This window comes from Olsenella kribbiana (assembly GCF_036408795.1).
Classification (GTDB): Bacteria; Actinomycetota; Coriobacteriia; order Coriobacteriales; family Atopobiaceae; genus Olsenella_L; species Olsenella_L kribbiana.
Map to the genome: position 1 here is coordinate 22155 of NZ_JAZGJP010000013.1, position 17624 is coordinate 39778.

At 56.2% G+C, this 17624-nt stretch carries 10 protein-coding genes; all 10 read right to left on the reverse strand.

Annotated elements, in window-relative coordinates:
• Positions 1 to 31 precede the first annotated feature (31 nt).
• The 10 genes from VXJ24_RS08815 to VXJ24_RS08860 all read right to left on the reverse strand — a co-directional run bounded on the left by VXJ24_RS08815 (position 32) and on the right by VXJ24_RS08860 (position 17562).
• Positions 32 to 4579: a Cna B-type domain-containing protein gene (locus tag VXJ24_RS08815; protein ID WP_330972564.1), complete on the reverse strand. Its 4548-nt coding sequence runs from the start codon at positions 4577 to 4579 to the stop codon at positions 32 to 34.
• Positions 4580 to 4664: 85 nt separating this feature from the next.
• The gene (locus VXJ24_RS08820) at positions 4665 to 5243 is read right to left on the reverse strand and encodes a sortase family protein (RefSeq protein WP_330972565.1); all 579 of its coding nucleotides are present in this window, start codon (positions 5241 to 5243) and stop codon (positions 4665 to 4667) included.
• A gap of 4 nt (positions 5244 to 5247) precedes the next feature.
• Entirely contained in the window at positions 5248 to 6240 is a 993-nt protein-coding gene (locus VXJ24_RS08825; protein ID WP_330972566.1) for a Cna B-type domain-containing protein, read from the reverse strand.
• Positions 6227 to 7102, reverse strand: coding sequence for a class C sortase (locus VXJ24_RS08830; protein ID WP_330972567.1), 876 nt, complete (start codon positions 7100 to 7102; stop codon positions 6227 to 6229). The genes VXJ24_RS08825 and VXJ24_RS08830 overlap by 14 nt, the downstream gene beginning before the upstream one ends.
• A gap of 79 nt (positions 7103 to 7181) precedes the next feature.
• Positions 7182 to 8792: an isopeptide-forming domain-containing fimbrial protein gene (locus VXJ24_RS08835; RefSeq protein WP_330972568.1), complete on the reverse strand. Its 1611-nt coding sequence runs from the start codon at positions 8790 to 8792 to the stop codon at positions 7182 to 7184.
• Positions 8793 to 8983: 191 nt separating this feature from the next.
• A complete protein-coding gene (lepB, locus tag VXJ24_RS08840) occupies positions 8984 to 9592 on the reverse strand; it encodes a signal peptidase I (RefSeq protein ID WP_330972569.1) in 609 nt (202 codons plus the stop codon).
• On the reverse strand, positions 9589 to 9948 hold the full coding sequence (locus VXJ24_RS08845) for a hypothetical protein (RefSeq protein WP_330972570.1): 360 nt from the start codon (positions 9946 to 9948) through the stop codon (positions 9589 to 9591). The genes lepB and VXJ24_RS08845 overlap by 4 nt, the downstream gene beginning before the upstream one ends.
• A gap of 674 nt (positions 9949 to 10622) precedes the next feature.
• A complete protein-coding gene (locus tag VXJ24_RS08850) occupies positions 10623 to 15593 on the reverse strand; it encodes a SpaA isopeptide-forming pilin-related protein (RefSeq protein ID WP_330972571.1) in 4971 nt (1656 codons plus the stop codon).
• 83 nt (positions 15594 to 15676) lie between these two features.
• A complete protein-coding gene (locus VXJ24_RS08855) occupies positions 15677 to 16696 on the reverse strand; it encodes a Cna B-type domain-containing protein (RefSeq protein ID WP_330972572.1) in 1020 nt (339 codons plus the stop codon).
• On the reverse strand, positions 16693 to 17562 hold the full coding sequence (locus tag VXJ24_RS08860) for a class C sortase (protein WP_330972573.1): 870 nt from the start codon (positions 17560 to 17562) through the stop codon (positions 16693 to 16695). The genes VXJ24_RS08855 and VXJ24_RS08860 overlap by 4 nt, the downstream gene beginning before the upstream one ends.
• Between the last annotated feature and the right edge of the window lie 62 nt (positions 17563 to 17624).

Genomic DNA, 17624 nt, shown 5'->3' on the forward strand with positions numbered 1-17624 from the left:
GGCCTGCTGTCTCAAGCAATCGGGACGCGTGCTATGAGGTCCTGCGGCGAAGGGCTATGAAGGCCACCACGGCAGCTGCTGCAAGTGCAGCACCTCCTGCCACAAACGGCAAATCTCCAATGCCGCCCGTCTTAGGCAGCTGGTAGGCCTGCGTGTTGTTGATCGTGATTGTTCCTGTCTGCACATCATTGTTCAGATACGACGCCCTGTAGCTGTGCTCAAGGCCTTCCTCTTCGACGCGGTAGACGTATACCGTGCCATCGTCACCCGTCTTCTTAAGGTTATCCCAGGTATTTATCCATGCACCCTTTGCATCGGGAATGATGCTCACGGTATCGGCAAGATCCTGTGTCTGCGTGATGGTTCCGTCAGAGTTTTTCACATCCCGATAGAGCTTCACGGTTATGGATTTAACGCCAATCTGTTCGGAAGGGAGCTCTGTACCGTCAGGTGCTGTCCAGATCTTCTGGACCGTCAGCCTCGAGTAGGTGTTCGGCACATAGATGCTGCCACCGGTATACGGGATGAAGTAAACATCGGACTGGGCAATCTGTGTGCCATCCGCATTCGTCTTGATTGAGCTCAAGATAGCGGCCCAAGCCTGATCTGCCGTCTCTCCGTCGTTCAGCCATACAACATAGACCGGCGTGCTGGACAGTGCGTAGCCATCAGGTGCCTGGGTCTCCACGAACTTGTAGAGTACGTCATGCTCGAAGGGAGCTTTAGTGGGAGAAAGAAGGTCCCAGCTTATGCTGTTGTCAACGTTGACATCAGGCCGTGCGACAGCAAAGCTGCCACTTTTGCCGGAGTACAAATCGAATTTGGCTCCCGTGAGTGTCGTCTTGTAGTCATCAGCATCGACCTTGTAGAGCGTGAACTGACCCTGCGTAGACACAGCGCCTGAGGTGCTGTGCTCGATTGCCGTACCGGTCTGGCTCGACCACACTCCCTCGAGCGTCGCCGTGTTCGATATCTTGAGGTCGCTGGCAAGTCCGCTAAACCCATCAAGCGTGTACTCGTACACGAGTACACACGCCATGCTGTCCGGCAGCTTCACCGTCATCGTCTGCCTCTGAGCATCGTAGCTTACGGTATAGAGCGCCTTCGAAAGCTCGGTGCCAATATGATCGGTTGCCGTTGCGCTATAGGCATAGAGCTTCACGGTTGCAGCATCCAACGTCGGCGATGCTGTGCCATAGCCGGACAGCTTATCGGTGAGCGTCAGCTGCTCTGACGACGGAACAAGGTCGCTTGCCGCCGGATTGATGGTCACTGTGTACTTCACGCGGTTTGTCGGCTTTCCATCATCGCCGTAAACCTGGGCGCCCTTCTTCACGACATAGGTGGGTTCGCGATGTATCGTCACGGTGTCGTCGACCGTGCTGTCGCCCCAGGTCGCCGTGTTGGTATAGGTCTTCTGAAAGTGAGTCGGATCGTCCCAATACGAGTCTCCGCTCCAGGACGCCTTGTAGCTGATGTAGTACAGCCCCGGAGTCTCGTAGCGGCGGCTCTTGATTGTGAAGGCAAGCTTCTGCCCACTCACGCTCGGCGTGATGCTGGATGTTTTGTATTCGTCGACACCATTGATGGTCTGCACAAGCTGTGCCGAGCCGGCAACGTAGGACATGCCCTCAGGCAGCGTATCGGTGATTACGATATCGCCGCTCGCATTGGTCGTATCGACCATCAGACGGTACGTCAGCCTGTTCGGATCATTGGTACTCGAATCGGAAGTCTTTACGTACTCCACCGTCTTGTCGGCACTTGTCCAGCTGCTGCCAATCAGTACCTGCTTGGAGAACTTCTGCGTCTTGCCGACCTGTGCCTCGTCGTAGCTGCTGATGAGCCCCACTCTTGCTGTATTTCCAGCCGTGACAACTGCGCCATCAGGGATGGTATTCGAGTTCGTATCGACCGTCGACTCATAGATCATGGTCGTCGAAGAGTTCGCATATGACAGCGTTGTGTCAACAGGTGTGATGGTCACAGCGAAGCTCTTCACGTGGCCGCTGCTGTCATTCGAGACCAAATTGCCGGTGGCATCGTACATGGCTACCTTTGCAGTTGCGGCAAGTTTGCCGGTGGTAAAGTCATAAAGATTGATGGATCCATCGTCGGCGGTTCCATATGAAATCAAATTGAAGGTCGTTGTTTTGCCCGTGACGCTTATACCCTGCAGCGAAAGGGTCTGGAAGAGATCCAATGCAACGACATAGTGGCCCGCCGAACCGTAATCGTAGCCGTCCTGGCCCGTGAGATTGCCAAGGGTATCGCTGATCGTATAGCTGCCGGATGCCCCTTCAGGCGCAGTAGCGGTAACACGCCAGCTGAAGGTATACGTGCCATTTCCGGCAAACGTATGGCTCCTGTTGACCTTGCTGACGCCCCACGCTCCGTTATGGGTGAATGTCACGCTTGCCGAAGCCGCATGCTTGGTCCCGTCTCTATAGACGGTGTTCGCTGTATTGGTGACAGTTTCGTCACCCGTGCCCGCCGAGGTGCTCGTACGATACGAAACCGTATAGGTGCCCGTATCAGAGCTCGTCTCAGGCCACTTCAGCGAGAGCTGCCTGCTGCTATCGTCGTAGATGCCTGCCACGCCGGAATCCGACGTAGCCGTGTAGTTGTTGCCCTTGTTCAGGGTCAGGATCGTCTTGCCAGAAGAATCCGTTACCGTAATCGCGCCTACAAGGGCTCCTGGCAGCGTGTCCGTCATCGTGAAGCTGGCCATGCTCTTGTTGTTGCGGTTCAGCGTCACATCCCAGTAGAGCCATCCCGAACTATACTTGCCGGTCTTGACATCGTCGGTCTTCCAGCTGACAGTAGCAGTCGCGCTCGTGCCCAGCGCAGGTGTATTGGCGCTCGCCCGGTTCACGATGCTCGCATCGGCATCTGGGCTCTGCTGAGCAAAGCTTGCCGTATAGGTAATAACGTAGCTTTCGCCCGCTGCAAGATTTGACAGATACTTGATCGAGTAGTGTGGCTTGCCGTTCTGCGTATCCCACGTGACGGTGTAGGTAGACGGGTCGATGACCGTACCAGCGTCCGATGCAGGCGTCTTTTTCACGACCTGCAGGGTGCTCTTGTTGTAGAAGTCGGTATACGACACGTTCGAGTCGCTTGTCACAGCATCATTAATCTCTATGCGGCTGCCATCCGTGCCGTTGTTCGTCGTCACGGTTACGGTATAGGTTGCCCCGTCATGCCCCGAATTCAGCGTAGCTGCCTTGGCGATATGCACGTCGTTCGTCGTGGCCTTTGGGTTGACGGAGATGGTGGTCTGATCAGTATCGCTGAACTGGATCGTGCCGTCTGCGGAATCGCCCGTGCGTTCGACCGTGCCCTCGAAATACAGCGAGGCGACGATCGTGTTGCCCGTGGCGTAGTCGTCGTTGAACGTGATGGTGACCAGGCCCGCCGTGGACACATCAAACGTGCCCACCTGCACGCCGTTCTGGTACACCGCCTGACCGGCAATCTCCTTGGTGGGACGCACACCGTCAGGCAGCTGATATGTTACGGTCTTAGCTGTCGGGGTAATGGTGCCGGTGGGGAACGTGAATGCCAGATCGACACGTGCGTTGTCGCCTTCAGTAAATTCGGTCGTCTCCTGCCACGTGCCATTCACGTTCTTGGAGAGCTTGGCGCTCGTCAGGTACGTGCTTCCGTCCACAGTGGAAGCAGCAGCTGCTGAACTTGCGTCATTGCTCACTGCTTCGGTGGCTGCAGTCGCAGAAGCCCCTGCATCGGTGCTTTCGGTTGTAGCGACTTCTCCAGAGTTCTCTTCGACCGTTGCTGCCTTGGCAGCAGAAACCTCGTTATCGCTTTCGGTAGAAGTGCTGTCAGTAGAAGTGTTCTCAGCTGTAGTTGCTGCAACTACTGCGGATTCTGCAGCTGCAGCGCTCGCTGATTCGCTGCTAGTAGAGGTCGTTTCCTCAGCCGCAGCCGTCTCCTGCGCCTTCACGACAGAAAGCGTGATCTCATCATTCAGCTTGAGCTTTGCTGCGCCTTCGTCGTCTGTCACAAGGTCTGCAAACGTGAAGTCGACATCCACATAGAAGGAGACAGTGCCTTCTGCGGTCTCGTTCTCTTCTCCTGCATAGGCGACCGTGAGGATGTTGTCCTTGAGGGAAGCTGTGAGGCCAGAAGCCGCTACCGCACCAGTCTCGGAACCATTCTCTGCTCCCGTTCCGTCATAGACCTCTACGCTCTCCGCGTCTTCGACCGCAAGGCCCTCAGGCAGCGCATAGCTGTAGCTTGCGCCATCCTTGAGGTCTGCTGCGTCCATCGTGAAGGCAAGGCGGAGCCTGAGCTCAGAGTCCTCTGCGAGAGGAGTCTCCGAGTCCACCTGCTGCCAGGCAGACTCCCCCGTACCGCTCTCGCGCCAGAAGAGGCCAGAGTTCTTGGTCAGGGCCTTCGAGAGGGTGCCTGCACCAGAGAGAGCCGTGGCCGTGCCGATGAGGAGAGCGCAGATGACAGCACCCACGAGGAGGGCAGCTGCCCCCATGTGCCTCTGCCATCTTCTCTGCTCGCGGTTCTTCTCGAGCATCTTCCTAGCTTTATCGAATAGCGTGCTCATGTTGTCTCCAGCTGTTGCTACGCCGCTTCTTCCAAGAAACCTCTGTGGGCTTCACTGTGCCCTCCCGGATAGGCTCAAAGAGCCGTCAGGAGGCCAGAGAGCAGCCCGCCCAGTGCTTCGTGCCGAATGCGTCAGTCCAATACATAATCAGGTCGTAGGAGTCGTTGAACTCCTCTGATGTCGTGCCCGAGCCCATGACACGGAAGCGTGCACACTTCCCGTCCATCTCCGTGAAGGTGACCACCGCACCTGCTGCAAGAGAGTCGATCTTTCCGAAGGCACCTTCCCCTTCATAGGACTCTCCCTTGATTGCAAGAGAGGAAGAGCGCTCAGAGCTCAGGTACGGCAGAAGCCCTGCTGCATCCTTCGATGCGGCAACCGGCAGGTCGAGTGCGATAGAAGAGATCTGGAGCCTGCCTGCGATATCCGTATCCTCAAGCTCGAGTACCGGAAGATTGGCTGGCACGATCGTGGCCTCGCCGCCCGAGGCAGGAGTTCCCACCTCATCGAGCTTCGAGAGCACAGAAGATGCGACCTCAGAGCTTTCGCTCTGCCGCGTCCGTCCGTCCATCCATCCCTTGATTCCTATTGCCAAGGCCGCCACCAGAAGGGCGATGCCGGCAATAGCGAGGAATCTGCCTGCTCCAAGCTTTCTCGCACTCACGGTCTCAGGCGTCCCTCCTTCTGCGTGAAAGGACGATTCCCAGGACGAGCAGCGCTGCACCTGCGCCCATAAGGGCAAGCATCAGGTTCTGGCCGTTCGTATCGCCCATGTCCTTGAGCTTCTCTGTCGTGGTCTTTGTGGTGGTAGTTCCGGTGTTCGTGATCTGCCAGACAGAGGTTGTAGTCGTGCCCTCGGTCTTCACGGAAGAGGAGATGGACGCCTTGTATCCAGACGCGCTGTCCTCTGCTTCCTTCACAGACCAGGAACCCTCCCCTTCCCAGGCAAAGGTCCAGTCATTGGAGGCATCGAGCGTCACCTGTTTGTAGAGCTCGCTTCCGTTGTAGATCTCCACCTCCACAGATGAGGGGTGGTTCCCTGCGTCCTTCCAGAGCTTCTGGACCACGTTCTCGAACTCCTGGGTCTCGACACTCACAAGCTTCGTGGCTTCCACATCCTGGGAGTAGATGTAGGTGCCATCAGCGTTGACGGAAGGGATGGTGACAAGCCAGGACGAGCCGAGCCAGGTCATGTTCCCCGAGGTATAGGTATCTGCCACGATGAGATAGCAGCCAGGAACAAGGCCAGAGAATGTGGCAGTGCCGCCTTTGGCAGTCTTTGAAGCATTCCAGAACGAGGAAGCATCAGAGAGCACATAGCCTTTCCAGCTCTCTGCCATCTGCTGCATCATGTCCGCAGAGACATCTCCTGAAGTAAGGGTAGCAGGGTCCATGCCGGTAGCCTCGACCGCAGGGCGGAGTGCATCCACGGCCGTGATGCTGCCATCTGTGCCCATAGTCGCCACACGATAGACCGTGAAGGTCTGTCCGTCGACGGGACAAGCCTTGAGGACAATCTCTCCTGCGTAGGAGGTATCCACTCTCTGTCCAGAAGCTGCCTCGGTGGCCTTGGCCACATTCGGCAGGAGCAGGAGCGAGAGAGCCATGAGGAAGGCAAGGCCCATCGCCTGCAGCTTCCATCCTGTCCTAGCTCTTGGCATCTGTGCCATCCTTTCTGGAGAGAGCGTCCATTTGATGCTGCTGCCTCTTCTGCACGATAGCGCGTACGAGGCAGAAGATGAGTGCCACTGCTGCAGTTGCTGCAAGTGCAGCAATGACCGGATCTATCTTTGTGGCATTGCCGTCAATCGCTGCAAGCTGCTGCGTATCTACCCTATGTCCCCTGACAAGGAGCCTGTGGGTATTCACGCCGTAGGGCGTGCAGGTTACAAGCGTAGCCAGGTCCATGTTGGGGTCGATATCCAGGTCCTGGAGCTCGTCCGGAAGCACGGTCCTGATCTGGTCCACCTGATAGGTCAGCGTCTTTCCCAGGACATCTATCTCGAAGAGATCTCCTTCTTCGAGCTGGTCGATATCCGTGAAGAGACGCGCCGAGGGAAGACCTCTGTGCCCTGAGATCACGGTGTGGGTCCCGAGCCCTCCAACCGGAAGCGAGGAGCCCGGAATATGTCCCACACCTATCTGGAGCGTGGCATCGTCTGTGCCATGGTAAATGGGGAGCTCCACATTGATCTTGGGGATCCTCACATAGCCCATGATGCCGGTACCAGTGACATTGAGGAGGCTCTCATACTGGGCAAGCTCATCTTCCGTGAGCGTAAACCGGGAGGTTCCCGGCTGAAGCGTTGCGTTGTAGGCGACTGCTTCATCCCAGAGTTCCTGGTTCTTCTCTGCCGAGTTGTCAGAGACTGCCTGCTGATAGGTGGCAATGGCCTCTGACTGATGCTGCTTGTTCCACCAATCAGAAACAGTGGGATAGAGCATCATGCCAAGGCCTGCCAGAAGCAGGCAGCCGAGGATGATCTCGGCAATCAGAACCTTCTTGTTGCGCTTCCTCTTCAAGTCACAGTCTTCCAGGGTCGGGTGCGGCAGACCCAAGGTTCCGGCCTGCCGCGGAACGTTTCGTCAGAGAGACTGAGGCTTAAGCCTCGTTCTCCTTCTTGCGGAGCTGATAGATGCCGAAGGCTGCCACAGCTGCGAGTGCTGCGCCGCCGACATAGAGCATCGTGGTGCCCATGCCGCCCGTGGACGGAAGGACAGAGCCCTTCTTGTTCTGGACGGTACCGGTAAGGCTGCCTGTAGGCAGGTTCGTTTCCTTCGTCAACTCAGCGGTCAGGAACGTGCCATTGTAGGTCGTGCCATCCAGCTTGTTGCCGGAGAGCGCCGTTAGCTTCGGATCGGCAGAGTCCGTCTCGTGCGTCGCGGAGATCTGGAACTTGATCGGCTCGATGGTGTTGTAGCCGGCAGGCGTCGTGCTCTCGACGAGCTGGTAGTCGCCGTCGTCGAGGCCAGAGAACTCGAAGGAGTTCTTAACATCGGAGTCACCGACAGCCTTGGCGTCATCAGCAGAGACAGTCTTGACGTCGACGTACTTGTTCTGAGCGTGATCGAACTTCTGCAGAGTGAAGGCTGCGCCAGCAAGTGCATTGTTGTTCTCGTCGACCTTGTTCACGGTTGCCTTGTAGGTGAAGACGATGTTCTTGTCCTTCGGGGTCTTGCCGGTCTCGCCCTCTCCGCCCTTGTTCGGGTTGTTGGAGTAGGTAAGATCAACCTCGTTGGGATTGCCTTCAGCACCGATCTTGGCATCGGAGTTCAGCTTGGCGGTGTAGGTGACGACTATGACAGAGTCCTTGGTGACAGCTGCAATGTCCTTGAGACCGTTTGCATCCTTCTCGGTCCAGGTGATGACCTTGCCGTCGGCATAGTCAGTATCGGTGCCTGAGTAATCAGCGATATTCTCGGTGAAGTTATCGGTGATGACCGTGCCATTCGTGCCTGCAGCTGCGTCCGTAGAATTTGCGTAAAGCGTGATGACGGCGCTGTTGGCCGTATAGCTCAGGCCCTTGGACATGGTATCGGTGAAGACGTAGCTGTACTTGGAGTAGTCCGCGTAGTTGCTGGGCAGCGTACCGGTGATCTGGAAGGACACGGAATCGTTGATATCAGCATCGGCGGAGTCCTGCCAGTCAGAGATGGCGCCGGTAGAGTCATTCGTATCCTTGACCTTCTTGGTCACGGTCGGAACGCCGGACTTGATGGCAACGCTGGTGGGGCCTACGACCTGCACGATGAACTTCGTATAGGCATCGGACTTTTCGTCCTGGGTGTTGTCCTTGTCCTTCACGAGATAGTAGCCAGCGGCAAGGTCGTCAATCTCGGTGTTGTCCTTTGCGGACTGGACAGTCTTGGCTGGCGTCGTGAGCGTGAGCTTGTCCTCGAGGTCTGCAAGCGTCATTGTGCCAGCTGCAAGCTTCTCTGCAACCTCAGCAGCAGTCTCGGTGCCGGTATAGGTGACGCCGGTACCCCACTCCACGTTGGAGAGGACCTTGTTGCCGTCAGCATTCGTCGAGAGGTCACCTGTGAAGATCTGATATGCCTCATAGGTGTGACCGGTAGCAGTGCCAGTGAGCGTCAGCTTGTAGGTAGTTGCCGCCGTGCCGGCAAATGCACTTGCCGGCAGCAGCACGAGCGCCATGGCGACTGCCAGGATGGCAGTCGCCGCACGCTCGAGCAGGTTCTTTGTCTTGCTCATGTATCCTTCTCTCTTCTGATTCCGTACGTTTTGCTTGTCTTCGTGCTCTGCTATCTCAAGCTTTCGTGGGGGCGAAAGCCTGGTTGCCTAGGTGTTCCGGGCATCTCTCAGGGACCGGACTCCCTTTCCTGGATGATCTGCATGTCTCATGTCCTATCTTTCGGGCATTGCGTGCGTAAGATGGAAAGCCCCTATTCAAGGCCGCCTATAGAGGCAAGGGGCCAGATGCGGAATACGACCTTTCCCACGATTTGCTCTCCTGGGATGGCACCCATCTGAGAGAGGCGCGAATCGACGGAGACACTCCTGTGGTCGCCGAGGACGAAACACTTTCCTTCGGGCACCTGATACGGGAACTGGATATCGGTCTGCCCCAGGCTCTTCTCTCCATGGAGGTAGGACTCATCAAGTACCTGCCCATTCACGGAGACATTGCCCGAATCATCGATATCGACCCAGTCTCCTGGCACTGCTATGACACGCTTCACGAGCGTCTTGTTGTTGTAGGAGAAGACGACGAGGTCTCCGCTCTTGAACTCCCCCGTCTTGTACGCCATGACCACATCGCCCTCTTCGAGGGTAGGCGTCATCGAGTCGCCGTAGATGCGGTAGAGAGGAAGTACCAGCATGGAGAGAAGGACAGCCCCTGCAAAGACGGCAGCAAGCGCCACCATGGCATTCCTTGCTCTTCTGCTCTTGGAATGCTTCTTCTGCTCGCGGGCAAGCTCGGCTTCGATCTGCTCGGTGCTGGGAAGCAAGACATCCTTCTGTTCCTGCTTCTTTTCCTGAGACGTCTTCATCGATCGGACGCCTCCTCGGATGCAGCATCGGAAATATCGGCTCCATCTGCCGGCTCGGCAGCAGTTTCGCCTTCTTCCGCAGCTTCCTGCTCTGTACCTTCTGCTTCTGCCCTCTGGAGATCGATGTTGTAGCCATAGAGGTCGATGGCACGCTGCGCTGCGACGAAGACGCCTGCAAGACGAAGCGATGCTTCAGCCAGGGACTCGGAATCATCGATAGCGATGCGCTTGTCCTCGAGCTGCTTCTTCGTCTCTTCGAGCTCCTTCTTGAGGCGCTCGTTCTCTGCCACAGCATCCTTCAGAAGCTCCAGGAGCTGGAGCCTCGTAAGCTTCGAGAGGTCCGTTCCGGCAGGCATGCCCGCAGCATCCCCTTGGGGAGATGCCTTTCGTGCGGGATGTTCCGCAGACGCAGCCTTCTTTGCTGCCCTGTCTGCAAACAGTCTGCTCATGAACTCCGGGCCTCCATGGTTCGTCTCAAGCTTTTCAGCCTTATGAATGTTGCCCCAGCAACGTCCTTTCAGACTGAATCTACCACTAGGCCAGAAGCATTTCTATAGATTTAATCAGAAAAAGTTTTCAGTAGAGATATCAAACTTTCAATACCACTTACCATAATTAACCCTTTCAGATTACTTCATATAGCTGAATTACCAGCTAATATGCCATTTATCCTACCGAAATCATTGCATTTTGGCAGTTCAGAATCTTTCTATTTAATTTAGAAAACAATATTAATTTCGAGAAAACGCCCTTGCCGTTCAGGGCCCGTTTACCGTCCGTTTGGGGTGTTAGCGTTTCCAGGGATTGCAAATGATTCTGAGCGAATATGCCAGATTCTGGCGTCATAGCGTTCAGAAAGAGCAGCGCTTATGCCTGATTTCTGGCACTTCCAATAGATACGCCAACGCCCTCCGGAAGCATTGGGGGTGCTCCCGGAGGGCGCAGCATGGAATGTTTGAGCGGCCCTGTCAGAGACGTTGGGGGCGTCTCTGACAGGGCCGTAGAGGAAGGGGCAGCAGCAGAAGAGAGGCTATCTTGCTCTCTTCATGTGCTTCAGAAAGAGCAGTGCTGCAGAGACGGATGCCAAGAGCGCCCCGATGAGGACAAAGCCCTGGGTGCCAGAACCGCCTGTTGCAGGAAGGGCATACGACTTCGGCGCCGAGTTCGTCACCGTAATGGAGCCTGTCTGGATGCCGGCGTTATTGCTGTAGGAGACCGTGTACTTGCCGCTGGTGCTAGCGTCGTAGTAGGTGCCGTCCACCGTATAGCCAAGCTCCCGCACGGTGTAGTAATAGTTGTTGCCGTTGCCATCGTCTTGGGCAAGATTGTCCCAGTTATGGGCCCACTTGTCCGTTGCGCCCACTGTGACGGGACCGCCTATAGGAGTCTTGGAGGAGTCATCCAAGATCTGCTTCGGATCCTGCCAGGACTTTGATGTCACGCCATTCGGTGCGTTTTCGCTTTGCGTGTTCTTAACAACAATCGTCGTATCTGATTGGACGTTGCTGATGGTCACCGGAATAACCGTGTTAGCGTAGTCATACGAATAGGTCGGAGTGGAGGAACCGTTGATATACACGTCAAAATGCTGACCGTTATAGCCGGAAATGTTGAAGACAAAGTCGGTACCCTTCTTTATGTACCTAACACCGTCTGACGTTCCGTCGAGCTTTACCACGGGCTGATTCCAGGGGTTCGACCCGTTGCCCTCGCCCGTAACGGTGACCTTCACGGCATCGCTTGGATCGTTCGTCCTTTTCGAGCGATACAGCTGCAGCTTCACGCTTGCACCAGACGGAGCGTCAGCAGAGGTTCCGTCATCATTTGCCCAGCTCTTCTGGATGGACACACGGGTGTACTTGTCCGTGATGTACATGTCGCCGCCGGTATGGTCGAAGAGCTCGATAGCGGAGCGCTGGATTGCGTTGCCGGAGTCGTCCTTAGCGTTTGCAGCCTTGGAGTCGCTGTAGGCAGTATCTGCGCTGACGCCGTTTGCCCTCCAGATGAAGTAGCGCACTGCATCGCACGAATAACCGTCGGGCGCCTTTGTCTCCCTCAGGCGGTAGAGCACGCTCGGCTTCAGGCTGTCGGAGTTCTCTTCCAGGTCATAGGTGATAGAACCGTTCTTGTCGGTTGTCACCTCATGATTGATATCCTTCGTCTTCCAAGAGCTGCTTGCGTTGTCCCAATAGTCAAGCTCGAACGTTGCGCCTGCAAGTGTCTTGTGGAAGTCGTCTTCATCCGTCTTGTAAATGACAAGGTGCGCCTTCTCGGCCGTAGCAGAGGAGCTGACCTCCTTGAGCGTCACGTTGCTGTTGGTGCTGAACTTGCCAGAGAGCAAAGCACTGTTCGAGACCGTCTTGCCATCCGCAAAGCTGTTGTTGAGCTGGTAGACGTATACCAGCACGCAGGCAGTCTCATCAGGAAGCTCTACCGTGATCTTGTGGGCTGTCTGGTCGTACTTCACGCGGTAGTTCTTGATCTCCTTCTCCGGATCGTAATGATGGTCCTTCGTGATGTCGTACGCATAGACCTTGATGGAGTTGGGGTCGAGCTTGGGCTCCAAGGTACTGTCTGCATTCAGCGTATCGGCAAGCTCCAGCTCGTCCGAGTTGGGGTCGAGATCCTCTGCTCCTGTATTTACCTCAACATAGAAGCGGACCTTGCCGTAAGGTGTGACGAAAGGCTTGCCATCCGAGCCAATCTGCACAGGGTTGCCGTCCTTGTCCAGCTGCTCGCCGGACTTTGCAATCTTGGTCGCATCACGCTTGATGGTCGTGTTGGATGTAGCGGAATGGCTATCCCACTTCGCCGTATTGCTATAGGTCTTTGACCTGTCTTTCATCCAGGAAGGATCGTCCTTCACGGAAAGCTGGTAGTAGATCGCTATCTTGCTGTATTGGTGATTGCCGTCTTCGTAGTACTTGTAGTTCGGGATGATGACGGTCATGACGGTCTTGCCATCATCTGTCGAGGTCGTGACCTGCGGCTTCTGGTCCCCATTGAAATCGGTTCCGTTATAGTTGGTCGTCTGCTGGTTGTTCTCTCCAGCAAAGAAGTTGGCGTGGACCGAGCCATCCACGAGCGTTGCACCATCAGGCAGGGTATCCGTGATGGTGATGGTCTTGCCAGAATCTTCCGCAGTTGTGGTCAGCAACAGGCGGTAGGTCAGCACGCCATTGATTTTGTCGTACTTGATCGAGGCGTCGCCGCTCTTATAGACATCAGTACCATACGTGTTGCCCGTCTTCACTTGCTTGTCGAGCTTCTTCGGATTGTTGAAATTGAAGTCTGCGGTTTTATTCTTGTCGCCCACGGCCGCCGTATTCGAAATCTTCCAAGTAGAGCCCTCTTTCGCACTCGAATGGTCTACGTGGGTCTTGTAGCTTTCAAGCTCCATGGTCTGGGCCTGAATCTGCACGTTGTTCTTTATCGTGACGGTGACCTTGAAGCTCTTCACATGGGTCGTGGTATCCCTGGCAGAGACCTCTTTGCCATTGGCATCGTAGTACGTGACCTTGATGTCTACGTCCTGCGTCACACCATCTTGGGAGTCGTAGTAGCTGTCATAGAAGGAGCCCGTCTGGCCAGCACCGGTGTAGTAGTACCTGTTGTAGCCATCGACCTTGATGTAGAGATGGCCGGAATCGGTCTTCGCGCCGTTGACGACAGTGCTTGCAAGCTCCTTCTCGAGCTCGGCAGCGATAGCATAGTGGCTATCCTTACCCATATCGTTGCCATTCTCGTCCTTCGCATCTTCGATGGTGTCGGTATAGGTGAAGGACGTAATGTTGCCTTCTGGCAGCGTGACCGAAGAGCTCCAGTGCTCTGTGGCCTTGGTGTCATTGTCGAACTGCTCGGTCGTATGGCTCTTCGAGACATCCAGCGTACGATGTGTCACATCCACGGTACCAGTGCCTGAGGTGCTCTTGCCTGAATCGTTCGTAGAGGTAGCACTGTTCGTTACCGAACTGTCTCCGTCAGGCGCATCGGTGTAGACGTAGATATAAAACTTCTCCTTCTTCTGGGTATCGCTCAGCTGCGAAGCGATGCTCGAGAAGCTGAAGTTGACCGAGGTGTCGCCCTCATTGCCGAAATACTGCCTGAACGAGCCATCGGCGCTCTGCACGCAGTAGCCCTGCGTCAGCTTGCGGCCTCCCGTCAGGTTGTCGACGACCTTCCAATTGGAGATGTCTTCCCCGTTCGGATTCACCGTGATGGTCCAGATGATATGGTTCGTCGTAGCGTCATAGTAGCCGGTCTTCTGGATATCCTTGTCCCAGCCGACCGTCTTCGAAGACCACTGAATATTGCCGTTGTAGCCAGCACTCGCGTTGTTTGCGACTTTGACCTCATCGTCCGTGCGCGTAGCGTTCACGTTGGCCGTGTAGTCGACCACGTACTTCTCCCCTGCAGAGAGTGCAGGAAGATTCTCGATCTTGAAGTTCGGGCCACCGTTGCTGTCGGTGCTCGTATTGTCAAGCGTCAGCTTGTAGTCAGACGGGCTCAGCGTCGTCGAATTGCCCTTGGCATCAATCTTCTTCACCACGAAGGACGATTGGTTGTATGCCGGGTTTGCATTCTTCGTGTTGTACTTGTCCAGCTTGTCGGTAATGGTGACAGCTCCATCTGTACCCTTGGTGGTCGAGGCGGTCACTTCGTAGCTCACGGTATTCCTGTCCGAGCTCAGCGTGGCGGCCTTGGCGACAGCGATATCATGCTCATCTGTCGCAGGAGTCTCCTCGTGCTTCTTGATAGTGATGCTGGAAGAGCTGCCGCCGAAGTTGATGCTCTTGTCGCTCGACGTGCTGTTGTTCGAGACCTTGCCCTTGAACATGAGGGTTCCTTCGACAGCGCCGCCGTCTGCTGCGAAATCGTCATTGAACGTGAGCGTTACATTGCCCGAAGTATCGATCGTATAGGTGCCGACAGTCTTGCCGCCGCTCGTGATTTCGCCGCTGGCATTCTCGACAGGCTTGATGCCATCAGGCAGCGTATAGGTGACTACCTTGGAATCGGACTTGAGAGTATCCTTTGGAAGCTTGTAGTTGATATTGACCCTTACAGCATCGCCGTCATTGAACTCCGTATCTTCTTTATAGTTGCCATTGACGAGCTTCTCTACCTTCGCGCTCGTGATATAGCTCGTGAGATCGATGGTGCTGTTCGCATTGTTCGCCGCGAGAAGCACAGACGCCGCCTTGGCAGCGCTCTCCGTGCTCTCGGTGGTATCAGCAGAAGTGTCAGCCGCAGCAACATCCTCGCTGGATGTCTCTTCATCAGCTGTATCGACAGCCGCTGCCTTTGCTGCTGCAGCGATATTGGCAGAAGCGCTCTCGACTGTGGCTGCCTCGGCCTTCTTCGCAACCTCGAGCTTCACAAGATCGGAAAGCTCGATCTTGGCAAGGCCATCCTCATCGCAGGAAAGATTGCTGAACGAAAGATCGATATCGGCATAGCCAGATACCCGCTCCCCCGCCTTGGAGTCAGTCCCCTCGTTCTTCTTCACCACGTCGTCGTCGAACGTGAAGGTCACAACATCATTCTCGATTGAATAGGTGCCGATGCGGACGGCATTCTTGCTTGCAGGTTCTGTCACGGTCTCGCCGGAAAGGACATCGCCCTTGATTGCTGTGGCCGTATCAAGCGTGATGCTCTTCGGCAGCTTGTACTGAAGCGTTGCCCCAGACTTGAGAGCGCCGGCATCGAGCTTGAAGGCAAGACGCAGGCGGAGCTTCGAGGTAGCGTCGAGCGGATCCTCTGCATCCACCTTCTGCCAGGAAGACTCGTCACCATCCTGGGGAGCCCAGAAGAGCGCAGTATCTTTCGTCAAGGCCTCCTGCATCGTGGTGCCGCCGGCAAGGGCGCTCGCCCTGCCTACGAGAAGGGCACTCACGGCAGCAACCAGGACCAGAGCCAGAGCGCCTGCGAAGAGACGCACCCTGTGCTGCTGATGGTTGTCCGCCAGCATCTTCTGCGCTCTTTCGAATATCCTGCTCATGATCTCTCCTGCTCTGCATATCTGCTATCTGGATGCGGCCTTGCGGCCGAAGGAATCTCTTGCTGCTGAAACACCCGTATCAATCAGGATTTCTGGCCGTTGCGGTGCTGGAGCGCCACACCTGCCACGAAGAGGATGGCTCCTCCTGCAAGAAGGGCAAGCACGAGAGCTGGTCTGTTCGTATCGCCCATGTCAGCCAGCTCGCCCTTGGGAGTCTTGTGCTCTTCCTTCTCTGTGTTCGTCAGCTCGAAGGCCACAGAGGTCTCTGCATCGTCTGCTGCTACCTTGCTGACAGAGCTCGCATAGCCTTCCGGCACATCGAGCTCGCGCACCGACCAGTCGCCTTCGCCTTCCCAGGCAAAGGTCCAATCGTTGGAAGCATCGAGCGTGACCTCTCTGTAGACAGAGGTGCCATCGAGGATGGCAACAGTGACAGAAGAGGGACGCTTCTGCCCGTCATCTTTCCAGAGCTTCGTGACGCGCCACTCCTTGGTGGGCTGTTCCTGCTCTGCCATCTTGGCTGCAACCGTGACGTCGTAGTTTCTGGAACCCACTGCATGGGTGCCGTCAGCTACCTGCACGGTCTCAGGTACCGTGACAAGCATGGGGCTTGCGGTATAGGTGATGCCGGATACCGTGTTCTGGTCTGCGACGATGAGATAGAGGCCTTCATCGAGGCCAGAGAAGCGGGCGACTCCGCCCTTGACAGCAGCGTCGTAGCTCTTGAACTCGGCAGGAGCAGAAGCCACATAGCCAGAGAGCGTCTCTGCTGCCGTGCGGAGGTCTGCTGCAGGCGTTGCAGAGTCGAAGGTCTCAGGGCTCATGGCCTTGCTGTCAGAGCTATAGCCCAGACTCTTCAAGGCCTCATCGGTTGCAGGCTCATTTGCGAGCGTGCCCTCTTCATCCATGCTGGCAAGAAGATAGGCATGAAACTCCTGTCCTTCGGCCTTGCAGCCTTGAATCTCTATGCTCGGACTCTGGGCAGCAAAGGCAGAGGCCGGCACGAGCGCCACAGCAAGAGCCATGGCCGCTGCAAGCACGAGGCCACAGAAGCCTTTGATCGTGCTGCGTCCTGTCCAACTCATCATATGTGCACGCTTCATCTCTTCATGCCCTTCCGTACTGCCGGAGCAGCCATATCTGATGCAGCCTTCCTGCGCCTGACAGCAGATGCAATGAGCACCGCTGCCAGAAGCACGCCCGTAAGGACGCAGGCAGCCAGAACCGGCGATACTCTCGTGGCATCGCCCTCGACGGCAGCCAGGCTTGCATCTGTCACCCTGTGGCCACGCACCAAAAGACGGTGCGTGTTCACGCCGTAGGGCGTGCAGGTCACAAGCGTGCAGAGGTCGAGCCCGTCGTCGATTGCCAGATCGTCCAGCTCATCGGGCAGGACGATCCTGATCTGGTCCACCTGATAGGTCAGCGTCTGTCCACAGACATTGAGGGTGAAGAGGTCTCCCTCGGCCAGCTGGTCAATGTCTGTGAACAGGCGCGCGGACGGAAGTCCGCGGTGGCCTGAAATGACGCAATGGGTCCCCTCTCCTCCTACCGGAAGGGAGGAGCCTGGAATGTGTCCGATAGCGACCTGGAGGATGGCGGAATCGGTGCCGTGATAGATGGGAAGCTCGACATTGATCTTCGGAATCGAGACATAGCCCATGATGCCGGTGCCGGTGACATCGAGGAGGCTGTCATACTCTGCCTTCTCTTCGTCGTCCATCGTGAAGCGGCTCTGGTCATGAGGCAGAGAAGCGTTATACGCGACTGCGTCGTCCCACATCTTCTGCAGGCGCTCTCCAGACTCATCTGCCACTGCCTTCTGGTAGGTGGCGATAGCCTCAGACTGATGCATGCCATTCCACCAATCGGAGATGGTGGGATAGAGCATCATGCCGATGCCTGCTATAAGCAGGCAGCCGAGCACTATCTCGGCGACAAGGGTCTTTTTCGAGCGCTTCTGCTTCAAGCTGCTTTCTTCCGGGGTCGGGTGCGGCAGGCAGGAGCCCTGCCTGCCGCGGAACATTCAGT